The sequence below is a fragment of the Buttiauxella cochleicola genome (assembly GCF_021283185.1).
GTDB lineage: Bacteria > Pseudomonadota > Gammaproteobacteria > Enterobacterales > Enterobacteriaceae > Buttiauxella > Buttiauxella massiliensis.
The window spans coordinates 91173-113189 of sequence record NZ_JAJSOS010000001.1 but is presented as its reverse complement, the minus strand read 5'-3'; the positions used below and the strand labels follow the sequence as shown (position 1 = coordinate 113189).

Genomic DNA, 22017 nt, shown 5'->3' with positions numbered 1-22017 from the left:
CCTGCCGGAAATATTCTGGCAGGTGCTGAGTTTTGTGAAGGTGGCGTATGGCTCGTTATTATTTACCATGGATGGATCGGCTTTATTTAACGGCAATGGCAGTTTCGGGTATTGCATTATTAACTATGACAATCATTATCCCCATCGGTATATTCTCGCGTTATGTCCTTAATCGTGGGGAGTCCTGGCCTGAGCCAGTCGCAATTATTTGCATGGTGACATTTACCTTTATTGGTGCCGCAGTTAGTTATCGTGCAGGTTCCCATATTGCGGTAACGATGATGACGGACAGGCTTCCAGACTTTATGAAAAAACTCTGCGCACGTCTGGTGGATATTTGCATGCTCTGTATGACCTTGACCATGCTTTATTACAGCTTTTTCCTATGTCTGGATTTATGGGACCAACCGGTCGCTGAATTCCCTATTGTTACCTCAGGGCAAACCTATTTACCTTTGCCTATTGGCGCATTTGTTTTATTGCTGTTTATTATCGAGCGGCTGGCATTTGGCTCTCAGGAGCAGCGCCCGGTGGTATTAATTGGTAACCACGGCTAATAACAAGGAGTCATTATGGACGCATTTATTTTATTAGCCTCTCTGGGAATATTACTGGCAATCGGTGTGCCAGTTGCCTTTGCCGTAGGTTTAAGTGCTATTGCCGGGGCATTATGGATTGATTTACCTTTAGAAGCGTTAATGATTCAAATAACCAGCGGGGTAAATAAATTTACTTTGTTGGCGATCCCTTTCTTTATTCTTGCCGGGGCGATTATGGCAGAAGGCGGTATTGCTCGTCGTCTGGTTAATTTTGCCTACGTATTCGTTGGCTTTATTCGTGGTGGGCTGTCGCTGGTTAACATCGTTGCTTCAACTTTCTTCGGTGCAATTTCAGGATCTTCTGTGGCAGATACCGCATCAATCGGTACGGTAATGATCCCTGAGATGGAGAAAAAAGGTTACCCGCGAGCTTATGCCGCTGCCGTGACAGCGAGTGGTTCGGTGCAGGCGATTTTGGTTCCGCCAAGCCATAACTCGGTGATTTATTCACTTGCTGCGGGCGGTACGGTGTCGATTGCCACACTTTTTATTGCAGGTATCGTACCCGGCTTGTTGCTCGGCCTTTCGTTGATGCTGATGTGCTTGTTCTTTGCTCATCGTCGCGGTTATCCGAAAGGTGAACGTATTCCGATGAAGCAGGCATTTAAAATTCTGCTGGATGCGTGTTGGGGCCTGATGACTGTGGTCATTATTCTGGGGGGCATTTTATCTGGTGTCTTCACTGCTACTGAATCTGCGGCTGTTGCCTGTCTTTGGGCATTCTTTGTGACCATGTTTATCTATCGTGACTACAAGTGGAGCGAGTTACCAAAACTTATGTTCCGCACGGTAAAAACGGTCACTATCGTAATGATACTTATCGGTTTTGCATCCGCTTTTGGCGCAGTAATGACCTACATGCAGTTGCCAGCGCGTATCACTGAATTCTTCACATCTATTTCTGATAACAAATACGTCATTCTTATTTATATCAATATCATGCTGTTGCTGATTGGCACGCTGATGGATATGGCACCAATTATCCTGATTTTAACACCTGTGCTTCTGCCAGTGACAAATGCGCTGGGTATCGACCCGGTACACTTTGGGATGATCATGATGGTTAACCTGGGGATCGGTTTAATTACGCCACCTGTCGGTTCAGTGCTGTTTGTCGCCAGTGCGGTGAGTAAGCAGAAGATAGAAGAAGTGGTGAAATCGATGCTGCCGTTCTATGCCATTCTGGTGCTGGTATTGCTGTTGGTAACTTATGTTCCGGCTATTTCACTGTGGTTGCCACGTTTCATGGGGATGATGTAATCACCTGAGAAAGCACACCGCCAGCATGGGCGGCGTGCTTTCTTGCTTATTGCTGCTCAGGTCGGAAATTTACCGACTTTTGTTTAAGCCAACGCTCACCTAAAGACAGTATCACTATCAATACAAACCCCGCTCCGCTGAATAAATGTAGTGAATACACCACTTTTGAGAACAGATGAGCCATAAAAATGAACGCCAGATATTTTCAGGTGATTAAAAAACAATCAAGCCGCTGTGCATTATACTTTGACTGTGCTCAATCGATTTTTTTGGCATGTCAGGAGGCGTTATGAGTCATGTCTGGGGGCTTTTTTCCCACCCTAATCGTGAAATGCAGGACATAAAACGCGAGAACGAAACGGTAACGCATCACTACACTCACCATGTATTAATCATGGCGGCCATTCCGGTTATCTGTGCGTTTATTGGCACAACCCAAATTGGCTGGAATTTTGGTGATGGTACCTTCGTTCAATTATCGATGTTTAACGGATTCTATTTAGGCGTACTGTTTTATGCCCTGATGCTGGCTGGTGTGGCCGTCATGGGGCGAGTCATCTGGTGGATGGCGCGTAACTACCCGCATCGCCCGTCGCTTGCTCGTTGCATGGTGTTTGCAGGTTACGTAGCAACTCCGCTGTTTATCAGCGGTTTAGTCGCATTGTATCCATTGGTGTGGTTATGCGTGCTGGTAGGGGCCGCAGCCCTTATTTACACCGGATACCTGTTGTATGTGGGTGTACCTGAGTTTCTTGGCATCAACAAAGAAGAGGGGATGAGTTTTTCCAGCTCAACACTCGCCATCGGCGTGCTGGTGCTTGAGGTACTGTTAGCCCTGAGTGTTATTCTTTGGGGTTATGGTTATCGTCTATTCTGATAATTGTTACGAATCAATAGTGGCAGGTTTCAGGGGCGTCAGCGTATTATGCTGGCGCCTCATCTATTCATACGCGCTGTGAAGAGATTCGAAGGGCACATTATTTTTTTGAATACTTACAGAAGTGTCACCATGCCGACAAAAATTCGTCTTTCGTTGCTCAGCCTTGCGCTGATGATTGCCGTACCATTCGCTTCCCAGGCTGCGAATAAAACCGCCGTACAACAGGTCAGTGCCGGGCAAGAGATCGCCTCTGGTAGTGCCATGATCGTCGATCTGCAAACCAATAAAGTTCTCTATTCCAGCCATCCTGATCTGGTACGCCCGATTGCCTCAATTACCAAATTGATGACAGCAATGGTGGTGCTTGATGCGAAGTTACCGATGGATGAAATGCTGAGTGTCGATATTAGCCAAACGCCGGAAATGAAAGGAATTTATTCCCGCGTACGCCTGAATAGTAAAATCGACCGTAAAGACATGATGCTGTTGGCATTAATGTCTTCAGAAAACCGTGCGGCAGCGAGCCTGGCACACCATTATCCTGGTGGCTATAACGCATTTATTCGCGCCATGAATGCGAAAGCAAAATCTCTTGGAATGACCCATACGCGTTATGTTGAGCCGACCGGGCTTTCGATTCACAACGTCTCTACAGCGCGCGACTTGTCTAAGCTGCTGATTGCCTCGAAGCAATATCCGATGCTCGGCCAGTTGAGCACCACTAAAGAAGATATGGCGACCTTTGCCAACCCGCCGTATACGCTGCCGTTCCGTAACACCAACCATTTGGTTTATAACAACAAGTGGAATATTCAACTGACTAAAACCGGCTTTACCAACAATGCCGGACATTGTTTAGTAATGCGCACCATGATTAACAATCGACCGGTGGCATTGGTGGTGTTGGATGCGTTCGGGAAATACACCCACTTTGCGGATGCAAACCGTCTGCGCAACTATCTGGAAACCGGCAAGGTGACGCCAGTTCCGGGCTCGGCCCTGGCTTATAAAAAGCAAAAAGCTGCGCAAATGGCGAGCAATAGTACGCAGAGTAATGCGCTTGACGATTAAGGCAAATCAAACGATACCCTAAATAATTCGAGTTACAGCAAGGCGGCAAGTGAATGAGTCCCGATGAGCTTAGTGAACTAAGTGATTCGGGCGAATGAGCGTAGCCAACAAAGCTGCAACTTGAAGTATGACGGGTATCATGGCAGCGTCCGATCTCCATCATTGAGCGGACGCTGCATAATCAACGTATCGCGCCATGCGCCGAGCTTGAACCCCACACTTCGCAACAACCCGGCCACTTCAAAACCCAACTGCTTATGCAGATGACACGAACCCGTGTTGTTTTCACCATCGCCAATAATCGCCACCATTTGCCGCCACGGGCCTTGCTCACAGCGCTCTATCAACATAGTCAATAACTCACGCCCTACACCTTGCCCTGTCATGCTGGCGTCGATATAAACAGAATCTTCAAGCGTGAAACGATAAGCAGGGCGCGGACGATAAACCGTCGCGTAGCAATAACCCACCACAATGCCGCTATGCAAAGCCACCAACCACGGCAACTCCTGAGCGCGAACGGCTTGCATCCGTTCAGCCATTTGAGCTTGTGTCGGGGGGATTTCCTCAAAAGAACCCCGGCCATGCAGTACATGCCATTCATAAATAGCAGTGATGGATGGGATATCATCGTTAGTGGCATCACGAACCTGTATCCGAGCGGACGGCATTGTTTCGAGGACAGACATTTCTCGCTCCTGTACGTAAAAAATCAAAGTGGCATGAGCTCACACCACTTTTCGCATTTTAATTTAGTACGAAAAACAAGCAAAAAACAGCCCGGGTTCTGGCAGTTGACAGTTTCACTTAATGGGGATCGTGGTGATGCGTATGGCTACAAGCCTGCTCTTCCCACCATTTTCGCTTTGTGGTCTTACCAATCCCAGGGTTCATGCTGTTGGTTGGGTCATTGGCCTTATAAAACTGTTTTAAGCTGTCCGGCGCTTCGTACAAATGCCCGACGTTATGCTCTGCCGGATATTGCGCACCGCGCGTGCGCAGCAACTCAAGCATCTGCTCCTTCAATGCATGTGCATCAACCCCTTTCTTAACAATGTAATCCTGATGGAAAACATGGCACATAAAGTGGCCGTAATAGAGGCTGTGGCTAATCTGGCTGCTGATTTCTGGCGGTAGTTGCTCAAACCATTCCTGGTCGTTACGACGCAGGGCAATATCGAGTGCCAGAATATCCTCCACTTCGTTGGCATGTACGGCGTGATAACGTACTGCTGCACCGGCCGCGGCAAAACGGTGTAAAAAGGCTTTCGCCCCTTCGGTTGGTGTGCAGACGAAAAAGCCACCTTCAGCCTGCTCGAAATAGCTCTCCAGCCATTTACGGGCCTCGCTAATACCTTCGCCAGACATCTTCAATAACAGGTGGTGTTCATATTTACCGCGCCACTCTTTCATCCGTGGTGGTAAGTGGCTTGGGCTCCAGCCGCTCAGGCGTTGCAATATGCGGTCAGTGAAGTGGGGTTTTATAAACGGGACTTTTTCAATCCACGCATCGGTGCGACCTTTCAAGGTGAAGAACAGCGGCATTTTATCGGTGCCGAGTTTATCGATCATCATGAAGGTGTCTTTGCCATACACTTCGGCAATATCGTAAATATCGCGGTGCATGTATTCGCCCGCCACCGGCAGGTTTTCAAAATTAGCCAGGATGTGGCGACGGATTTCAGTCAGCACTTCCGGTTTATTGGTACCGATGTAGAACACTTCGTTTTGTTTTTCTGCCACAAAAGTATCGAGGCGCACAGCAAATACTGCGAGCTTTCCAGCGCAGCCAGAGGCTTCAAACAGGCGGCTTGGGTCGGCGTTAAAACGTGATGGTGTGTCAGCATCCACATCACGCACGCGCTCGGCGTAATCTTTATCGGATGCCTGGCGCTGGTCATGGAGCACATTTTCAGACTTCACACGCTCGTCATCGAGCTTGCCAAGGATCTGTTCAGGCGTAACACCCAGATCGATACCCAGATGGTTCACCAGCGTTAATTTGCCTTGTTCATCAATACGGGCGTATAGCGCCATTTCGGTATATGCCGGGCCACGTTTAACCAAAGAGCCGCCGGAGTTATTACAAATCCCGCCAATCACCGACGCGCCAATGCACGATGAACCAATCACGGAATGCGGCTCACGGCCCAGCGGTTTAAGGGCTTTTTCCAGCTGATATAGCGTACTTCCAGGGAAGGCCAGCACCTGCTTTCCGCCATCTAACAGCTGCAATTTATCCAGACGCAGGGTGCTGATAATGACAATTTCGCGGTCGTAATCGTTGCCATTTGGCGTTGAGCCTTCCGTCAGACCGGTATTTGCGGCCTGCATCAGAATAATTTTGTCGGTGCTTACGCAAATGCTCAGAACACGCCATAACTCGAGCAATGTGCCAGGGAAAACGACCGCTAGCGCATCGCCCTGGCCGGAACGAAAACCTTTACGATAGCGCGCCGTTTTTGCCGCATCGGTTAACACATGTTGGCTGCCCACCAGACGGTTCAGCTCATTTATGAATGTTTGTTTTTGGGATGGTGTAGGGTTAGACATTTATCCGCTCCTTGGGAAAATATTGACGACTACAAGCATAGCTCGCAAATCGATAATGAATCGTCTTAAACGTCCGGAAAATCAGCAGATAACACCGAGGCGACACTTCTTACAGCAGTAACCTTGTGGCACACTGCACGTCTTATCACTTCGTGCGGCCCTCTGTGGCGGCTTGAGCAAGAGAGTAATGTCGATGAAATGGCTCTGTTCTGTAAGTATTGCAGTTAGCCTTGCGCTGCAACCCGCGCTGGCTAATGAAATGTTTGGTCCACACCCGTTAACCCCGGAAGCGCGTGACGCATTCGTCACTGATTTGCTGAAGAAAATGACCACCGACGAGAAAATCGGCCAGTTACGATTGATCAGTGTTGGGCCAGATAACCCGAAAGAAGCCATTCGCGAGATGATCAAAGATGGGCAAGTCGGGGCGATTTTCAATACCGTGACTCGTCATGATATCCGCACTATGCAAGATCAGGTGATGGATCTTAGCCGCCTGAAAATCCCATTATTCTTTGCTTACGATGTGGTTCACGGTCAACGTACAGTGTTCCCAATCAGCCTCGGTTTAGCCTCCTCCTTCAATCTGGATGCCGTGAAAACGGTAGGGCGTGTATCGGCTTATGAAGCCGCAGACGACGGCCTGAACATGACCTGGGCGCCGATGGTGGATGTGTCGCGCGACCCGCGCTGGGGCCGTGTCTCCGAAGGTTTTGGTGAAGATACTTACCTGACTTCCATCATGGGTCGTACCATGGTTGAAGCGATGCAGGGCAAAAGCCCGGCAGACCGTTACTCGGTCATGACCAGCGTGAAACACTTCGCGGCCTATGGCGCAGTTGAAGGTGGCAAAGAGTACAACACCGTTGATATGAGCCCGCAGCGGTTGTTCAACGACTATATGCCTCCGTACAAAGCCGCACTGGATGCAGGCAGCGGCGGTGTGATGGTGGCACTGAATTCCCTGAACGGCACTCCGGCATCTTCCGACTCGTGGCTGCTTAAAGATCTTCTGCGTGATGAGTGGAAATTTAAAGGCATTACCATTTCAGACCACGGTGCCATTAAAGAGCTGATTAAACACGGTGTGGCGAGTGACCCGAAAGATGCGGTACGTATTGCGTTGAACTCCGGCATCAACATGAGTATGAGCGATGAGTACTACAGCAAGTACTTACCGGAGTTGGTGAAAAGTGGTGCTGTGCCAATGGCTGAACTTGATGATGCCGCGCGCCATGTGCTCAACGTGAAATACGATATGGGCTTGTTTAATGACCCGTACAGCCACTTAGGGCCGAAAGAATCCGACCCGCAAGACACCAACGCTGAAAGCCGCCTGCACCGTAAAGATGCTCGCGAAGTTGCACGTGAAAGCATGGTGTTGCTGAAAAACCGCTTGCAAACTTTGCCGCTGAAAAAATCTGGCACCATTGCCGTGGTTGGCCCGTTGGCTGATAGCAAACGCGACATGATGGGTAGCTGGTCTGCCGCAGGCGTTGCTGACCAGACGGTCACCGTTTTGCAGGGCATTAAAACTGCGGTTGGCGGAAACGCTAAAATCGTGGTCGCTAAAGGTGCAAACGTCACTGACGACAAAGGTATTGTTGATTTCCTTAATCAGTATGAACCAGCTGTCTCGGTAGATAAACGTTCTGCCAAAGAGATGATCGACGAAGCGGTGAATACTGCGAAATCTGCCGATGTGGTGGTTGCTGTTGTTGGTGAAGCTCAGGGGATGGCGCACGAAGCCTCAAGTCGTACCGATCTGGTGCTGCCACAAAGCCAGCGTGATTTGATTGCCGCGCTCAAAGCCACCGGTAAACCGCTGGTGCTGGTGATGATGAACGGTCGCCCGTTGGCGTTGGTCAAAGAAGATCAACAAGCCGATGCGCTGCTGGAAGCCTGGTATAGCGGTACTGAAGGCGGTAACGCGGTGGCCGACATTCTGTTTGGCGATTACAACCCGTCAGGCAAATTGCCGATGTCCTTCCCACGTTCTGTTGGGCAGATCCCGACTTACTACAGCCACCTGAACACCGGTCGCCCGTACAATCCAGAAAAACCAAACAAATACACCTCACGCTACTTTGATGAAGCCAACGGCCCGTTGTATCCATTCGGTTACGGCCTGAGCTACACCACTTTCAGCGTATCTGATGTGAAAATGTCTGCACCATCAATGAAAGCGGATGGCAAAGTCGAAGCCTCTGTTGAAGTGAAAAACACCGGTGACCGCGCAGGCGAAACCGTGGTGCAGATGTATTTGCAGGATGTGACGGCGTCGATGAGTCGCCCGGTGAAAGAGCTGAAAGGCTTTAAGAAAGTCTCACTCAAACCTGGCGAAACCCAGACCGTAAGCTTCCCGATTGATGTCGAAGGGCTGAAGTTCTGGAATGCGCAGATGAAACACATTGCCGAGCCTGGCAAGTTTAATGTGTTCATCGGGCTGGATTCTGCCCGCGTTAAGCAGGGCGAGTTTGAACTGAAGTAATCCCTTCGTCCTTGAATCTAATCCCAAATAAAGAGCCGGTTTTCCGGCTCTTTTCTTATTCTGCCCGCCTCGTTGTACCAACCTCTCAAAATTCGTCTAAACTTTTGCGACTCCATGATTTTTAAGCAAAGAAAAACAGCGAGGAAGCACGATGAACTTAGCAGCGCGTTGGAGCATGGCAGGGTTAGCATTATTAGCCGCAGGGGCACAGGCCGCAGAGCCAGTCAAAGTCGGCTCGAAGATTGATACCGAAGGGTCGTTGCTCGGCAATATCATTTTGCAGGTACTGGACAGCCACGGCGTGAAAACCGTCAATAAAGTGCAGTTGGGCACAACTCCAGTGGTGCGTGGGGCGATTACCGCAGGCGAACTGGATATTTACCCGGAATACACCGGCAACGGCGCATTCTTCTTCAAAGATGAAAAAGACGCCGCGTGGAAAAATGCGCAGCAGGGCTATGAGAAAGTCAAAAAACTCGATGCCGAAAAGAATCACCTGGTGTGGTTAACACCTGCTCCGGCGAACAATACCTGGACCATCGCAGTACGCAAAGATTTGGCCGAAAAAAACAAACTCACCTCACTTGACGATCTCAGCGCTTATTTGAAAAAAGGCGGTGAATTCAAACTTGCGGCTTCCGCTGAATTTATCGAACGCTCCGATGCGCTTCCTGCCTTTGAAAAAGCCTATGGCTTTAAACTTGAACAGCCGCAACTGCTCTCGCTGGCTGGTGGCGACACGGCTGTGACCATAAAAGCTGCGGCGCAGCAAACCTCTGGGGTGAATGCGGCAATGGCCTACGGTACTGATGGCCCGGTGGCGGCTCTGGGTTTGCAGACGTTGAGCGATCCAAAAGGTGTGCAGCCAATTTACGCGCCAACGCCTGTTGTACGTGAAGCGGTGCTAAAGGCTTATCCGCAGATGGACGAGTGGCTAAAACCGGTGTTTGCATCACTTGATGAGAAAACACTGCAACAGCTTAACGCCAGCATTGCGGTGGAAGGGCTGGATGCCAAAAAAGTGGCTGCTGATTACCTGAAGCAAAAAGGCTTCGTGAAGTAGGTTGCTGATCTTCTGGTGGATGTTGCTTACGCTAATCCACCCTACAGGTTGAAGTAGGCCGGATAAGCGCAAGCGCCATCCGGCAAGACAATAATTACAGGATGTCTGTTTGCTCAAAATTCATAATCGCGTTCTGTTGCTGCTGGTGATTTTGCTGGTGGTAGCGGGCGCAGTTCTGCCATTTATCAACTTTGCGCCTAACCGCCTGGTTTCCGGGGAATCTATCGCGCTTAGTCGGCTTCCTGAACATGTTGGTCTGATTCTCTCTCTTCCAGTACTTATTCTGGCATGCCTGACTCTGGCACCTTCCCGGCGACTGTCATTAACACTGACGCTTATCACGGGCGAGCTGTTTTTTATCGCCATTTTGTGGGTGACGGGGCACACCGCCTCGCAATTTGCTGAACAAGGGAACGCGCTTGCGCGAACGTCTCCCGGTAGCGGGCTATGGCTGTCTTTAACTCTGTGCCTGCTGCTTTGTGCCGATACCATCAACCGTCTGACTCCCAATGCGCTATGGCGTTTACTGCTCAATTTGCAGGTCTGGATCGTACCGGTAGCGCTGCTGTGGAGCGGGTACTTTGCCGATCTTTCGCTACTTAAAGAGTATGCCAACCGCCAGGATGTGTTTGATGATGCGCTAACTCGCCATCTGGCTTTATTGGCAGGGACTTTGCTACCCGCCCTGATGGTTGGCGTGCCGCTGGGCGTGCTGTGCTACACCCGTCAGGGCTGGCAGTCTCCGGTGTTCTCCGTGCTTAATGTGATTCAGACGGTACCGTCTGTGGCACTGTTCGGGCTGTTAATTGCGCCTCTGGCAGGGCTTGTTAAGTTAGCTCCGTGGCTCGGCTCACTTGGCGTGAGCGGGATTGGTGTGGCTCCGGCACTCATTGCACTGGTGTTATACGCATTGCTGCCGTTGGTGCGTGGTGTTGTAGCAGGCTTGCAGCATGTTCCACGTAATATTATTGAAAGTGCTGAGGGCATGGGTATGTCGCGCTGGCAGATTTTCTGGCGGGCGGAAGTACCGCTGGCGTTGCCAGTTTTGCTGCGTAGCTTGCGTGTGGTTTGCGTGCAAACCATTGGTATGACGGTGATTGCAGCGCTAATTGGTGCCGGTGGGTTTGGGGCAATTATATTCCAGGGATTACTCAGTAGTGCGCTGGATTTGGTCTTGCTTGGTGTGATCCCGGTTATCGCGCTGGCTGTCATCCTCGACGCGCTTTTTAAACTGTTTATCTCATTACTGGAGGAAAAACAGCCATGATCGAATTTGAAAATGTCAGCAAGTTCTTCCAGGGCGAAGCCGCTGTGAGTGACTTGTCGCTTAACATCAAGGAAGGCGAGTTTACGGTACTGATTGGCACATCCGGTTCCGGCAAATCCACCACGCTTAAAATGATTAATCGCCTGGTTGAACACGATACCGGGCGCATTCGCTTTGCCGGAGAAGAGATCCGCAATTTTGACGCCAAAGTGCTACGCCGTCGTATGGGGTACGCGATTCAGTCTATTGGGCTTTTCCCTCACTGGAACGTTGCGCAGAACATTGCCACCGTTCCGCAGCTGCTTAAATGGCCGAAAGCACGTATCAGTGCGCGTATTGACGAATTACTCGCTTTACTCGGTCTGGAAGCTGAGCAATTTCGTGACCGTTACCCACATCAACTTTCCGGTGGGCAACAACAACGTGTGGGGGTAGCGCGAGCGCTGGCGGCCGACCCGGAAGTGTTACTGATGGATGAGCCGTTTGGTGCGTTGGACCCGGTAACACGCGGTGCGCTTCAGCAGGAGATTATTCGCATCCACCAACTGCTTGGACGCACCATCGTGCTGGTGACGCATGATATCGACGAAGCGTTGACGCTTGCTGACCGCATTGTGCTAATGGACGGGGGAAAGGTGGTTCAGCAAGGTACGCCGCTGGAGCTGTTAACTCACCCGGCGACAGATTTTGTGCGCGACTTCTTTGGTCGAAGCGAATCAGGCGTGCGGTTGCTATCGTTGCGCCATGTTGCGGATCGCGTACGAACGCAGGAACGTTTAGAGGGCGAACCGATCGGTGAAACCATCACATTGCGTGAGGCACTATCGTTGTTTGTTGACCGCCAGTGCCAACAGTTGCCGGTAGTTAATCAGCAAGGTGAACCCTGTGGCGTACTGCATTTTAGTGATTTAGTGGGTGTTGAAGAGCGGCGAGGTGAAAATGCGCCTGTTACGTGACCCGCTACTTTGGCTGATTGCACTCTTTATGGCACTGCTGGTGTTGATGCCATACAGCAGCGCATTGTTCAGTTGGCTGTTTCCAGAGCTGGAAAGGCCGCTTTATCAGCAAGATAGTTTTATTGCGCTGGCGTTAAAACACTTCATGCTGGTCGGAGTTTCAAGCGTAGTGGCGATTCTCGTAGGCGTCGGATTGGGTGTTGTTGTGACTCGCCCGGCAGGGCTTGAATTCCGTTCACTGGTTGAAACCATTACGGCTGCAGGACAAACATTTCCTCCGGTAGCGGTACTGGCTATTGCGGTTCCAGTGATGGGGTTTGGTCAGCAGCCTGCGATTATCGCCCTGGTGCTGTATGGCTTGCTGCCGATTTTACAAGGAACATTGGCTGGAATTGGCTCAGTGCCGGAAGCGACTAAAGAGATTGCATTGGGCGCCGGGATGAGCCGCTGGCAGATGTTGAGAAAAGTTGAGTTGCCACTGGCAGCACCGGTGATTCTGGCAGGGATCCGTACTTCGGTGATTATTAATATTGGGACTGCGGCGATTGCATCAACCGTTGGTGCCAGCACTCTGGGCTCGCCGATAATCATTGGTTTGAGCGGTTTTAACACCGCCTATGTGATTCAGGGGGCTCTGCTGGTTGCGATGGCGGCAATTGTTATTGACCGCCTGTTTGAGCGTCTTTTGCGCTATATCACGCGTTATGAAGGATGACGATATAACCCATCAGCACCACGCCGCCAATTCCGCCGATAGCCATTACCAGCATGCCGCCCACCAAGGCTATTTTACTTAGTTTCATCTTTATGTCCGCTCCATACGTTACGCGGGAGATTATAAGATGAAGCAGGCTTGTTAATGAACTATTAACTTTGCCTTATGCGCGTTCAGTCGACTGTCCGTTGCTCATTAGTGGGAAAATTTGCAGTCCTGCACAGCGCCAAAGCTCCAGTTGGTCGAGCTGATTGGGGGTCGGTGTATCACCACACCACACCAGCAGTGTTTGTTGAGCAAAAAGCTCAGGTCGCAATTGATGGAGTGGATGGGCCAGCACATCAATGCGCCAACCCTGCTGGATTGCCATCCACGCAGCCATCCACAAGCGCGTGGTATCGGGCGTGTCCCAACCTACAAGTAACGCATCTTTGCCGCTGCGTTTACGCGCCGAGGCAAGGCACAGTGCAATGTAGTTGATCAGTGCGCCATCCAGGAGGCTCAGTAGAGTATTCAATGTGACTTGATGGCATTGCAGTCGGCGACGAAGGGGAGTGTAAAGCTGATGGACGAGGGTTTCTGCGGGATAATCACGGCCAATGTCAGCCATCCAGGTACGCAATCGGTTCGGGCTGCCGCTTTGCAAATGGTGGAGCAGCAGTTCCTGGCGTTCACGCCAGCCGCTATCCAGATCCTGGAGTTCGCCGCCCAATAAGGCTTTCACCTTGCCGACCTGAACGCCGTTTTCAATCCAGCGTTTGATTTCACGGATACGTTCGATGTCGTCATCATCAAACAAGCGATGCCCGCCATCCGTGCGCTGAGGTTTTAATAGCCCGTAACGTCGTTGCCAGGCACGCAACGTCACGGGGTTAATATCGCAAAGCACAGCCACTTCACCGATGGTATAAAGCGCCATGTTAAATCCACTGTCTGCCCGGGAAGCCCCCGTATAACTGTAGTCAGTGACGATAACTTTGGAGAACTATTTAGTCGTCGAAATACCAGTAGCCCTGATTTACCAGCTCAGTCAGCACGTTAACAAATTCCGGGTTCTCTAACGCGTCGCCCAGTTCTGTTTGACCAAGTGTGGTGTAACGGCACAATGCGTCCGCTGCTGCCGGAACAGGTACTTCCATTGCTTCGCTATTCACGAAGAACTCACCGTCAACATTCAGCACTCGTAAACCGCTCAGACGAGTCAGGCTTTCACCGCCCAGTAACGCATCAAGGATTTCATCTTGCTGATATGGCGGCTCTGCCGGAGCAACATCCAGTTCGTGGCGCGGTGTGGTAACAAAGCGGCCGAACCACTGTTTGAAATCTTCTGGCTGGCTGATGACTTCCATCATCATGTCACGCAGGCGATTAAGTTCGTAACCTTCAACTTTGCCAGGATGTTCGCGGACGGTTAAGTCAGGATCGCTATAGTGCTCGCCACCCAGATCGTTTTCCAACGCGTAATCAGCAAAACTACTGATCAAATCGCGGCCATTTGGCCCACGGAAACCAACGGAATAGTTGAGTGCAGTTTCGTGAGTGAAGCCATCGTGTGGGAAGCCCGGTGGAATATACAGAATATCTCCACGTTCCAGGTCTTGATCAATGATTGGCTCGAACGGATCAACATGCAACAACGCAGGATGTGGGCAGAACTGGCGCATTGGCAGTTTGTCACCCACGCGCCAGCGACGGCTACCCATGCCCTGAATAATAAACACATCGTACTGATCGATATGTGGACCAACACCGCCACCAGGTACGGAGAAGGAGATCATCAGGTCGTCTAAACGCCAGTCTGGTAACACGCGGAATGGGCGCACCAGTTCAGCAGATGGCGCGTGCCAGTGGTTTACAGCCTGTGCCAGCAATGACCAACCGGTTTCGCCCAGGTTGTCAAAATGCTCGAAAGGACCGTTGGCTGCTTGCCACTGACCGTTGGTATGGCTAACCAGTCGGCTATCCACCTCAGCTTCCATAGCGAGACCGGCTAACTCATCCGGGGTTATCGGATCGACAAAATCAGGAAACGCATTTTTTAAGATGACCGGCTTTTTTTGCCAGTATTTCTCTAAGAACTCAGGCCAGTCTAAATTAAGTTGATAATCCATTTTTTTGATACCAGTGGTGGATAAACGGGCTCGATTATAGAGAAGAGCGGCTACTGGCCGCCTTGTCATGAGTCAAGGCAAGCGGTAAGAGGGCTTAGAAAAAACAATACAGCCTCACGGTAAAAAGTGGGACAATAGTGGCTGTTTATACAGTAAAAGTGGTTTTTATGGCCTTGTCCTCCGCTCAAAAAGAGCAAATCGCCGCCTGGTATAAGGCGCTACAACAGCAGATCCCGGACTTTATTCCGCGCCCACCGCAACGGCAAATGATTGCCGAAGTGGCGAAAACGCTCGCGGGTGAAGCGGGGCGTCATCTGGCGATTGAGGCTCCTACCGGCGTGGGGAAAACGCTTTCATACCTGATCCCCGGTATCGCTATTGCACGCGGCGAGCAAAAAACGCTGGTGGTCAGCACGGCAAACGTGGCTCTTCAGGATCAAATATTCAGCAAAGATTTGCCGCTGCTGCGCAAAATTATTCCCGATCTGAAATTTACCGCCGCGTTTGGCCGTGGGCGTTACGTTTGCCCGCGCAATCTTGCCGCTCTGGCAACAGACAACGCCTCACAGGGCGATTTGCTGGCTTTTCTCGAAGACGAGATGGCGCCGACCAGCAAAGATGAACAGCAGCGTTGCGTAAAACTGAAAACCGATCTTGATGCCTATAAATGGGACGGGTTGCGTGACCACACTTCGCAAAATATTGAAGACGATCTCTGGCGGCGTTTAAGTACTGATAAAGCCAGTTGCCTGGGGCGTAATTGCCACTGGTATCGTGAATGCCCGTTTTTTGTGGCTCGCCGTGAAATAGACGATGCCGAAGTGGTGGTCGCCAACCACGCACTGGTGATGGCCGCGATGGAAAGTGATGCGGTGCTGCCTGAAGCCAAAAACCTGCTGCTGATTTTAGATGAAGGCCACCATCTGCCGGATGTGGCGCGTGACGCGCTGGAAATGAGTGCCGAAGTCACGCCGGGTTATAGCCGTTTGCAGTTCGATCTCTTCACCAAACTGGTCGAAACCTGCATGGCGCAGTTTCGCCCAAAAAGTCCACCGCCGCTGACCAATCCAGAACGTTTGACCAATCATTGCGACGAAATTTTTGAGCTGCTCAGCTCATTTAACAGCATTGTTTCATTGTGGTTGCCGGGCGAAAAAGAGGCCGAGCATCGTTTTGAAATGGGCGTGCTGCCCGAAGAAATTATGGTGATTTGCAAGCGGCTGGCAAAGCTGATGGAAGGGCTGCGCAGCCTGTCGGAGGCCTTGCTTAACGATCTTGGCGAAAAAACCGGAACGCACGATATTGTGCGTTTGCACCGTTCACTGCTGCACATGAACCGGGCGTTAGGCTATTTCGAAACGCAGAGCAAACTGTGGCGGCTTTCGGCAATGGAAAAGGCATCGGGAGCACCGGTGTCGAAGTGGGTGACGCGAGAAATCCGTGAAGGGCAGCCACATCTGTATTTCCATTGTGTGGGCATTCGTGTTTGCGATCAGTTAGAAAAACTGGTCTGGCGCAACGTTCCACATGTGATTGTGACCTCTGCAACGTTGCGCTCGCTGAATAAATTTGACCGACTGCAAGAGATGAGCGGGCTGGATGAAGATGCGGGCGATCGTTTTATTGCGCTCGATTCGCCATTTAACCATGTTGAACAGGGCAAGCTGGTTATACCGCAGTTAACCGTTGAGCCAACCATGGAAAATGAAGCCCAGCATCTGGCTGAGATGGCTGCATTTTTCCGTGCCGAACTGGCGAAAGGCGAACACAAAGGCATGCTGGTGCTATTTGCCAGCAACCGTGCGATGCAGGTATTCCTGACGCATGTCACCGATTTGCGCCTGACATTACTGGTGCAGGGGGATATGCCCCGTTACAGACTGGTGGAGCTGCACCGTAAACGCGTTGAGCAGGGCGAAACCAGCGTGCTGGTTGGTTTACAATCCTTCGCTGAAGGGATTGATTTAAAAGGTGATTTACTCAGTCAGGTACACATCCATAAAATCGCTTTCCCGCCTATCGACAGCCCAGTGGTGCTCACTGAGGGTGAATGGTTAAAAACCCTGAAACGCTATCCTTTTGAAGTACAGAGTTTACCCAGTGCTTCATTTAATCTTATCCAACAAGTTGGACGTTTAATTCGTAGCCATGGCTGTTATGGTGAGGTAGTGATTTATGACCGCCGCCTGTTGACCAAAAATTATGGTCAACGTTTACTGGGTGCGTTACCGGTGTTTCCGATCAGTCAACCCGAGGCGCCAGCAGCTAAACTGATTGATACCACGCCGAAAAAGACGGTGCGGCGCAAACGTGTGAGCAAGAAATAGAAAGGAGAATCTGAGTGGATTACCGTAAGATCATTAAAGAAGTCGGGCGCGGTAAGAACCATGCTCGCGATCTGGATTTTGACACCGCTCGTGGCTTATATGCCCATATGCTCAGAGGTGAAGTTCCAGAACTGGAGCTGGGTGGAGTGCTGATTGCATTGCGCATCAAAGGGGAAGGCGAGGCGGAAATGCTCGGTTTCTATGACGCGATGAAGCACCACATGATTACACTTACGCCTCCAGCGAACAAACCAATGCCAATTGTTATTCCTTCTTACAATGGCGCGCGCAAACAAGCGAACCTCACGCCATTGCTGGCTATTTTGCTTAATCGCCTTGGATTTCCGGTGGTAGTACACGGCGTTAGCCATGACCCAACGCGTGTATTAACGGAAACCATTTTTACACTGATGGGCATTGAACCAACGTTACATGCGGGTCAGGCGCAAGCTAAACTGGATCTACATCACCCGGTTTATATTCCTGTCAGTGCGCTGTGCCCTCCGATGGAAGATCAGCTCGCGATGCGCTGGCGTATGGGTGTACGAAATAGCGCTCATACACTTGCCAAACTGGCGACTCCATTTGCAGAAGATGCCGCATTACGTCTTGCCAGTGTTTCCCATCCTGAATATGTCCCGAAAGTAGCAAAATTCTTTGCCGATATTGGCGGCCGTGGCTTGCTGATGCATGGAACAGAAGGGGAGGTGTATGCCAACCCGCAACGCTGCCCGCAGATTTCGCTTATCGACAGCCTCGGTTCGCGCGTAGTGAGTGAACGCCAGACGGAAGTCAGCGATGAAGAAGTGGTGCTGCCTGCTGGAAAAGACCCGGAAGTGACCGCCCGCTGGACTGAACGTTGCGTTGCAGGCGTTGAACCCGTACCGCAGTCATTAAAAATACAAATGGCATGTTGTCTTGTGGCAACGGGTGAAGCTACGACATATGAGGAAGGTTTAACCCGCGTTAATCAGGTCTTCTGATTCATGGGTGTTTGACAGAAAAACGACAAAAAAAGCCCGCGATAAATGGTCGCGGGCAACAAGGGTCATAACAGAGTCAAACAGGGTGGAGCAGAGCTCCAAAATGAGGGTGTATCAGGGCAATACAGCAGTCTTACTTGTAGATAACCGCAGTACCGCTCATTTTTCCGTTGGTGTTAGCAGAAGTGATTGAGTACGCTTTTGCGCCAGCTTGTTCTGCTTTAGAAGCCAGTTGCGCTTCCAGGCCATCCAGAGTGGTTGCGTTATCAGCGGAAACTACACCGATTTTGTACATGTTCTGAGCATCAGCAGCGCTGATAGATTGTGCAGCCATTGCACCGAAAGAAAGAGTGGTCAGGGCGATAGCGGCTACAGCATATTTGATGGTTTTCATAATTAATTCTCGCAGGTTATTCTGTTTAAAGTGACGTTGTTCCGTCGATGTGATTATGGTCACACTTTTGAGCAGAATAATAAATCGAATAGAATTGACCACCTTATTCAAAATTTTTGAAGCTAAGCTAACTCATTGAAATGAGTAATGATTAGCACGCGAATTATCATCTCTATTTATGTGACACAGATCCCGCTTCGCTTTTCGCATCTTTTGCTACTTTTTTTGCCATCACGCATCTGGTCTGTCCTGCAATCGCTTGCGCGCTATTTTAAGAGTGAAAAATAAAAAACGGCCCGAAAGCCGTTTTTTATCGATGGTTTACATCAATCCCAGAAGTTTAGGAATAAACAGGGAAATTTCCGGGATGTAGGTAATCATCATCAGTGAGACGAACAGGGCAGCGTAGAAGGGTAACAGCGGTTTAATGAGGTTCTGGATTTTAACTCCAGTGATGGAGCAACCGACAAACAACGCGCTACCTACCGGCGGGGTCAGCAAGCCAACGCACAGGTTCGCCACCATCATGATGCCGAAATGAACCGGGTCCATCCCCAAATCTTGCGCAATTGGCAGGAAGATTGGTGTGAAGATCAGCACCGCTGGCGTCATATCCATGAAGATGCCGACAATCAGCAGCACAATGTTGATCAGCAGCAGGATCACCAGCGGGTTATCGGAAATGCCCATCAGCGTGTCGCTGATCATGTACGGGATATCCGCGTTGGTCATCGCCCAGGACATGCCCACCGAGAAACCAATCAGCAGCAGAACAATGGATGTTGTGACCACTGAATCAAGGATCAGCTTTGGTAAATCACGCCATTTCACTTCGCGGTAGATCAGCACCGAGAGCACAAAGGTGTAAACCACCGCGATGGCTGAGGCTTCTGTCGCGGTAAAGACGCCGCCCAGAATCCCGCCCATAACGATGATAACTAACAACAAGCTCGGCAGCGCATCGAGAAACGCTTTGGCTGCTTGTGCGCAGGTTGGACGCGCTGATACCGGATAGCCACGACGTTTGGAGATAATCCAGCATACCAACATGACTGACAGGCCCATTAATATGCCCGGCAAATAACCGGCCATAAACAATGAGGCTACCGATACGCCACCCGCCGTCAGCGAGAAAACGATCAGCACGTTAGAAGGCGGGATCAGCAATCCGGTAATACAGGATGAGACGTTGACCGCCGTAGAAAACGCCGGGTCATAGCCTTCTTTGTTTTGAATCGGCGAAAGCGTGCCGCCAACAGCCGCCGCAGCAGCAACAGCCGAACCGGAAATGGAACCAAACATCATGTTCGCCAGCACGTTAACGTGGCCCAGTGAACCTGGAATGCGCCCAACCATTATTTGCGCGAGGTTGATTAAGCGGATGGCTATGCCGCCGCTGTTCATCAGCGTTCCGGCAAAGATAAAGAACGGAATTGCCAGCAGAGCAAAGTTATCCAGGCCGTTGGCGAGGCGTTGTGAAACGGTGATAATCGCCACATCCCACGGGAACATCAGCAGCATTGAAGAAACGGTGGCAATGCCAATCGCAAATGAAATCGGAACGCCGATAAAGACCAGCACGAAGAACGCACCAAATAAGGTGAGGGCGATATAAGTTTCCATTATTTCCCTTCCTTGCTGACCAGAGTGTGAGCGTCGGTCAGGATAAAATAGAGCGAGTAAAACATCATAATTGCCCCGCTTAATGGCAGCACAATGTAGACATATCCCATCGGGATTTGTAACGCTGCTGAGAGTTGCGAAGTGGCTAAGGTTTTTTCAATCAGTTTCAAGCCACCGTTGACGATAACCGCACCCGAGAACAGCAATACCAGCGTGTTGATGAGAATGCCGAGCAGCGGCTTTTTATGGTCTGGCAGCATCATTGCAAGAAAATCGATGGACAGATGGCGTTGTGCGCCAACGGTATAGGACGCACCTAAAAGACCGACCCAAATCATCAGAAAACGCGCCAGTTCATCGGTGAGGGTGCTGGGCTGGTTTAGTACATAGCGGCTGAAAACTTGCCATACTACGCAGAGAACCAGAGCGATCATCACCAACACCGAAAAAGTGGCAATAGTCCGGTCTACCGCAAGCTTTATGGGCTTAAGTATCATGTTTACATACCTGAAAATTAACCTGGACGAGCGGGCGATGACTTATCACCCGCTGAAACTTGCAGCTCTAAATTACTCAGCAGCGGATTCAAACTTAGCCAGCAAAGCCGCCTGTTTTGGATCTTTAGCGAAGTCGTCATAAAGCGGTTTTACTGCAGCACGGAATGGAGCTTTATCAACGCTCAAGATAGTTGCACCCATTGCTTTAGCCTGGGCACGCGAATCGGCATCGACTTTTTCCCACAGTTTTTGCTGGTAAGCTTCGGAATTTTTCGCGGCGTTAATCAAGATTTGTTGCTGCTCGGGCGAGAGTTTGGCCCAGGTTTTAGTCGAAATAACCAGGAAGTCTGGAATGGAGGTGTGTTCATCTTCGGAGAACACTTTGGCAATTTCGATATGACGTGTCTGAACCCATGACGGTACGTTATTTTCCGCGCCATCTACCACGCCTTGCTGCATGGCGGTATAAACTTCACCGAAAGAAATAGGAGTTGGCGAGCCGCCCATCAGTTCAACCATTTTTAGTGTGGTTGGACTTGCCTGAACACGAATTTTTAGCCCTTTTAAATCTTCAGGTTTGGTAATAGGTTTTTTAGCATAGAAACTACGGGTGCCTGCAACATAAGCTGAAATAGCAAAGAACCCTTTATCTTTTGTTGAGTCCATAATTTCTTTACCTACCTCACCAAATACCACACGATTAAAATGCGCCTGGTCTTTAAATAAGTAAGGTAAATTATAAATAGCGTAAGTGTTGTCGAAAGATTCTAAATCACTCGCAGAACCTTTGGTCATATCCAGTGCGCCATTTTGTAAAAGCTCCAGAGTTTCTCTGGCACTTCCCATCTGGCTGCTTGGATAAATACGAATACGCATATTGCCGTCAGAAAGTTGTTGTACCTCTTTGGCAAGTTCTTCAAAAGCCTGGTGTACAACGTGGCTGCGTTCCAGGTTGTGAGCGAGTTTTAAGGTTATCTTATCTGCAGCATTTGCACCTGTAGCACACAGTGTAATAAGTGAAGCGCAAAGTAATTGGCGAGGTAGAGTTAAAAGATTCATGGATTTTGCTCCCTGCAAAAATGTTAAGAAACGAGTAGAGTCAAACATTGCTGTATAACAGCTTATGATATTTGTCCGATAACCATACTGTTCCAACTTCACATTTTTTATTTAACCAGCGCGGTATTACTATTTTTTGTGTCCTCGCTCACTCTCTTTTTCTATTTT

20 protein-coding genes are annotated in these 22017 nt (G+C 50.1%); 11 read left to right on the top strand and 9 right to left on the bottom strand.

The window, feature by feature from the left end:
* The first annotated feature begins 47 nt into the window (after positions 1 to 47).
* From LVQ76_RS00510 to pbpG, 4 genes are all read left to right on the top strand, one after another.
* On the top strand, positions 48 to 557 hold the full coding sequence (locus tag LVQ76_RS00510) for a TRAP transporter small permease (RefSeq protein WP_232865069.1): 510 nt from the start codon (positions 48 to 50) through the stop codon (positions 555 to 557).
* A gap of 15 nt (positions 558 to 572) precedes the next feature.
* Positions 573 to 1859 (top strand): TRAP transporter large permease, encoded by a 1287-nt coding sequence (locus LVQ76_RS00505; RefSeq protein ID WP_232865068.1) that lies wholly within the window; start codon positions 573 to 575, stop codon positions 1857 to 1859.
* Between the two features lie 289 nt (positions 1860 to 2148).
* On the top strand, positions 2149 to 2736 hold the full coding sequence (locus LVQ76_RS00500) for a Yip1 family protein (RefSeq protein WP_064517294.1): 588 nt from the start codon (positions 2149 to 2151) through the stop codon (positions 2734 to 2736).
* A 132-nt stretch (positions 2737 to 2868) separates the two neighbouring features.
* Positions 2869 to 3810, top strand: a complete 942-nt coding sequence (gene pbpG, locus LVQ76_RS00495) for a D-alanyl-D-alanine endopeptidase (protein ID WP_232865067.1) — start codon at positions 2869 to 2871, stop codon at positions 3808 to 3810.
* Between the two features lie 137 nt (positions 3811 to 3947).
* Here the strand turns inward: pbpG and LVQ76_RS00490 are convergent, their stop codons facing one another.
* Together LVQ76_RS00490 and dld are read right to left on the bottom strand one after the other, a co-directional pair.
* Positions 3948 to 4499, bottom strand: coding sequence for a GNAT family N-acetyltransferase (locus tag LVQ76_RS00490; RefSeq protein WP_232865066.1), 552 nt, complete (start codon positions 4497 to 4499; stop codon positions 3948 to 3950).
* 118 nt (positions 4500 to 4617) lie between these two features.
* Positions 4618 to 6363 carry a D-lactate dehydrogenase gene (gene dld / locus LVQ76_RS00485; RefSeq protein WP_232920725.1) on the bottom strand — a complete coding sequence of 582 codons (1746 nt, stop codon included), beginning with the start codon at positions 6361 to 6363 and terminating at the stop codon, positions 4618 to 4620.
* 193 nt (positions 6364 to 6556) lie between these two features.
* On the opposite strand from dld, the gene bglX reads away from it, so the two are divergent.
* From bglX to LVQ76_RS00460, 5 genes are all read left to right on the top strand, one after another.
* Positions 6557 to 8854: a beta-glucosidase BglX gene (gene bglX / locus LVQ76_RS00480; RefSeq protein ID WP_232865151.1), complete on the top strand. Its 2298-nt coding sequence runs from the start codon at positions 6557 to 6559 to the stop codon at positions 8852 to 8854.
* A gap of 151 nt (positions 8855 to 9005) precedes the next feature.
* Positions 9006 to 9917 carry a glycine betaine ABC transporter substrate-binding protein OsmF gene (gene osmF, locus LVQ76_RS00475; protein WP_232865064.1) on the top strand — a complete coding sequence of 304 codons (912 nt, stop codon included), beginning with the start codon at positions 9006 to 9008 and terminating at the stop codon, positions 9915 to 9917.
* 109 nt (positions 9918 to 10026) lie between these two features.
* The gene (locus LVQ76_RS00470) at positions 10027 to 11184 is read left to right on the top strand and encodes an ABC transporter permease (RefSeq protein ID WP_232903990.1); all 1158 of its coding nucleotides are present in this window, start codon (positions 10027 to 10029) and stop codon (positions 11182 to 11184) included.
* Positions 11181 to 12140, top strand: coding sequence for an ABC transporter ATP-binding protein (locus LVQ76_RS00465; protein ID WP_232903989.1), 960 nt, complete (start codon positions 11181 to 11183; stop codon positions 12138 to 12140). Before LVQ76_RS00470 ends, LVQ76_RS00465 begins: the two co-directional genes overlap by 4 nt.
* A complete protein-coding gene (locus tag LVQ76_RS00460) occupies positions 12124 to 12855 on the top strand; it encodes an ABC transporter permease (protein ID WP_232865061.1) in 732 nt (243 codons plus the stop codon). Before LVQ76_RS00465 ends, LVQ76_RS00460 begins: the two co-directional genes overlap by 17 nt.
* On the opposite strand, the gene LVQ76_RS00455 is transcribed toward LVQ76_RS00460, so the two are convergent.
* From LVQ76_RS00455 to LVQ76_RS00445, 3 genes are all read right to left on the bottom strand, one after another.
* Positions 12836 to 12943 carry a YohO family small membrane protein gene (locus LVQ76_RS00455; RefSeq protein WP_232865060.1) on the bottom strand — a complete coding sequence of 36 codons (108 nt, stop codon included), beginning with the start codon at positions 12941 to 12943 and terminating at the stop codon, positions 12836 to 12838. The two genes, LVQ76_RS00460 and LVQ76_RS00455, sit on opposite strands and share 20 nt — an antisense overlap.
* Before the next feature lie 75 nt (positions 12944 to 13018).
* Positions 13019 to 13774, bottom strand: a complete 756-nt coding sequence (locus tag LVQ76_RS00450; protein WP_232865059.1) for a MerR family transcriptional regulator — start codon at positions 13772 to 13774, stop codon at positions 13019 to 13021.
* A 70-nt stretch (positions 13775 to 13844) separates the two neighbouring features.
* On the bottom strand, positions 13845 to 14966 hold the full coding sequence (locus LVQ76_RS00445; RefSeq protein ID WP_232903988.1) for a ribosomal protein uL16 3-hydroxylase: 1122 nt from the start codon (positions 14964 to 14966) through the stop codon (positions 13845 to 13847).
* 167 nt (positions 14967 to 15133) lie between these two features.
* Here LVQ76_RS00445 and dinG point away from each other — a divergent pair, with 167 nt between their 5' ends.
* Positions 15134 to 17293: an ATP-dependent DNA helicase DinG gene (dinG, locus tag LVQ76_RS00440; RefSeq protein ID WP_232920724.1), complete on the top strand. Its 2160-nt coding sequence runs from the start codon at positions 15134 to 15136 to the stop codon at positions 17291 to 17293.
* 14 nt (positions 17294 to 17307) lie between these two features.
* A complete protein-coding gene (ybiB, locus tag LVQ76_RS00435; RefSeq protein ID WP_232920723.1) occupies positions 17308 to 18276 on the top strand; it encodes a DNA-binding protein YbiB in 969 nt (322 codons plus the stop codon).
* Positions 18277 to 18409: 133 nt separating this feature from the next.
* Here the strand turns inward: ybiB and ybiJ are convergent, their stop codons facing one another.
* From ybiJ to LVQ76_RS00415, 4 genes are all read right to left on the bottom strand, one after another.
* Complete coding sequence (gene ybiJ / locus LVQ76_RS00430) at positions 18410 to 18670, bottom strand: DUF1471 family protein YbiJ (protein ID WP_232920722.1); 261 nt, start codon at positions 18668 to 18670, stop codon at positions 18410 to 18412.
* A 321-nt stretch (positions 18671 to 18991) separates the two neighbouring features.
* Complete coding sequence (locus LVQ76_RS00425) at positions 18992 to 20293, bottom strand: TRAP transporter large permease (protein ID WP_232865056.1); 1302 nt, start codon at positions 20291 to 20293, stop codon at positions 18992 to 18994.
* Complete coding sequence (locus tag LVQ76_RS00420) at positions 20293 to 20790, bottom strand: TRAP transporter small permease (RefSeq protein WP_232865055.1); 498 nt, start codon at positions 20788 to 20790, stop codon at positions 20293 to 20295. The genes LVQ76_RS00425 and LVQ76_RS00420 overlap by 1 nt, the downstream gene beginning before the upstream one ends.
* Positions 20791 to 20862: 72 nt before the next feature.
* Complete coding sequence (locus LVQ76_RS00415) at positions 20863 to 21849, bottom strand: TRAP transporter substrate-binding protein (protein WP_232865054.1); 987 nt, start codon at positions 21847 to 21849, stop codon at positions 20863 to 20865.
* Between the last annotated feature and the right edge of the window lie 168 nt (positions 21850 to 22017).

Coding starts and splice junctions, on each gene's coding strand:
- LVQ76_RS00510 (WP_232865069.1), top strand. CDS start 48: ATGGCTCGTTATTATTTACCATGGATGGATCGGCTTTATTTAACGGCA.
- LVQ76_RS00505 (WP_232865068.1), top strand. CDS start 573: ATGGACGCATTTATTTTATTAGCCTCTCTGGGAATATTACTGGCAATC.
- LVQ76_RS00500 (WP_064517294.1), top strand. CDS start 2,149: ATGAGTCATGTCTGGGGGCTTTTTTCCCACCCTAATCGTGAAATGCAG.
- pbpG (WP_232865067.1), top strand. CDS start 2,869: ATGCCGACAAAAATTCGTCTTTCGTTGCTCAGCCTTGCGCTGATGATT.
- LVQ76_RS00490 (WP_232865066.1), bottom strand. CDS start 4,499: ATGTCTGTCCTCGAAACAATGCCGTCCGCTCGGATACAGGTTCGTGAT.
- dld (WP_232920725.1), bottom strand. CDS start 6,363: ATGTCTAACCCTACACCATCCCAAAAACAAACATTCATAAATGAGCTG.
- bglX (WP_232865151.1), top strand. CDS start 6,557: ATGAAATGGCTCTGTTCTGTAAGTATTGCAGTTAGCCTTGCGCTGCAA.
- osmF (WP_232865064.1), top strand. CDS start 9,006: ATGAACTTAGCAGCGCGTTGGAGCATGGCAGGGTTAGCATTATTAGCC.
- LVQ76_RS00465 (WP_232903989.1), top strand. CDS start 11,181: ATGATCGAATTTGAAAATGTCAGCAAGTTCTTCCAGGGCGAAGCCGCT.
- LVQ76_RS00460 (WP_232865061.1), top strand. CDS start 12,124: ATGCGCCTGTTACGTGACCCGCTACTTTGGCTGATTGCACTCTTTATG.
- LVQ76_RS00455 (WP_232865060.1), bottom strand. CDS start 12,943: ATGAAACTAAGTAAAATAGCCTTGGTGGGCGGCATGCTGGTAATGGCT.
- LVQ76_RS00450 (WP_232865059.1), bottom strand. CDS start 13,774: ATGGCGCTTTATACCATCGGTGAAGTGGCTGTGCTTTGCGATATTAAC.
- LVQ76_RS00445 (WP_232903988.1), bottom strand. CDS start 14,966: ATGGATTATCAACTTAATTTAGACTGGCCTGAGTTCTTAGAGAAATAC.
- dinG (WP_232920724.1), top strand. CDS start 15,134: ATGGCCTTGTCCTCCGCTCAAAAAGAGCAAATCGCCGCCTGGTATAAG.
- ybiJ (WP_232920722.1), bottom strand. CDS start 18,670: ATGAAAACCATCAAATATGCTGTAGCCGCTATCGCCCTGACCACTCTT.
- LVQ76_RS00425 (WP_232865056.1), bottom strand. CDS start 20,293: ATGGAAACTTATATCGCCCTCACCTTATTTGGTGCGTTCTTCGTGCTG.
- LVQ76_RS00420 (WP_232865055.1), bottom strand. CDS start 20,790: ATGATACTTAAGCCCATAAAGCTTGCGGTAGACCGGACTATTGCCACT.
- LVQ76_RS00415 (WP_232865054.1), bottom strand. CDS start 21,849: ATGAATCTTTTAACTCTACCTCGCCAATTACTTTGCGCTTCACTTATT.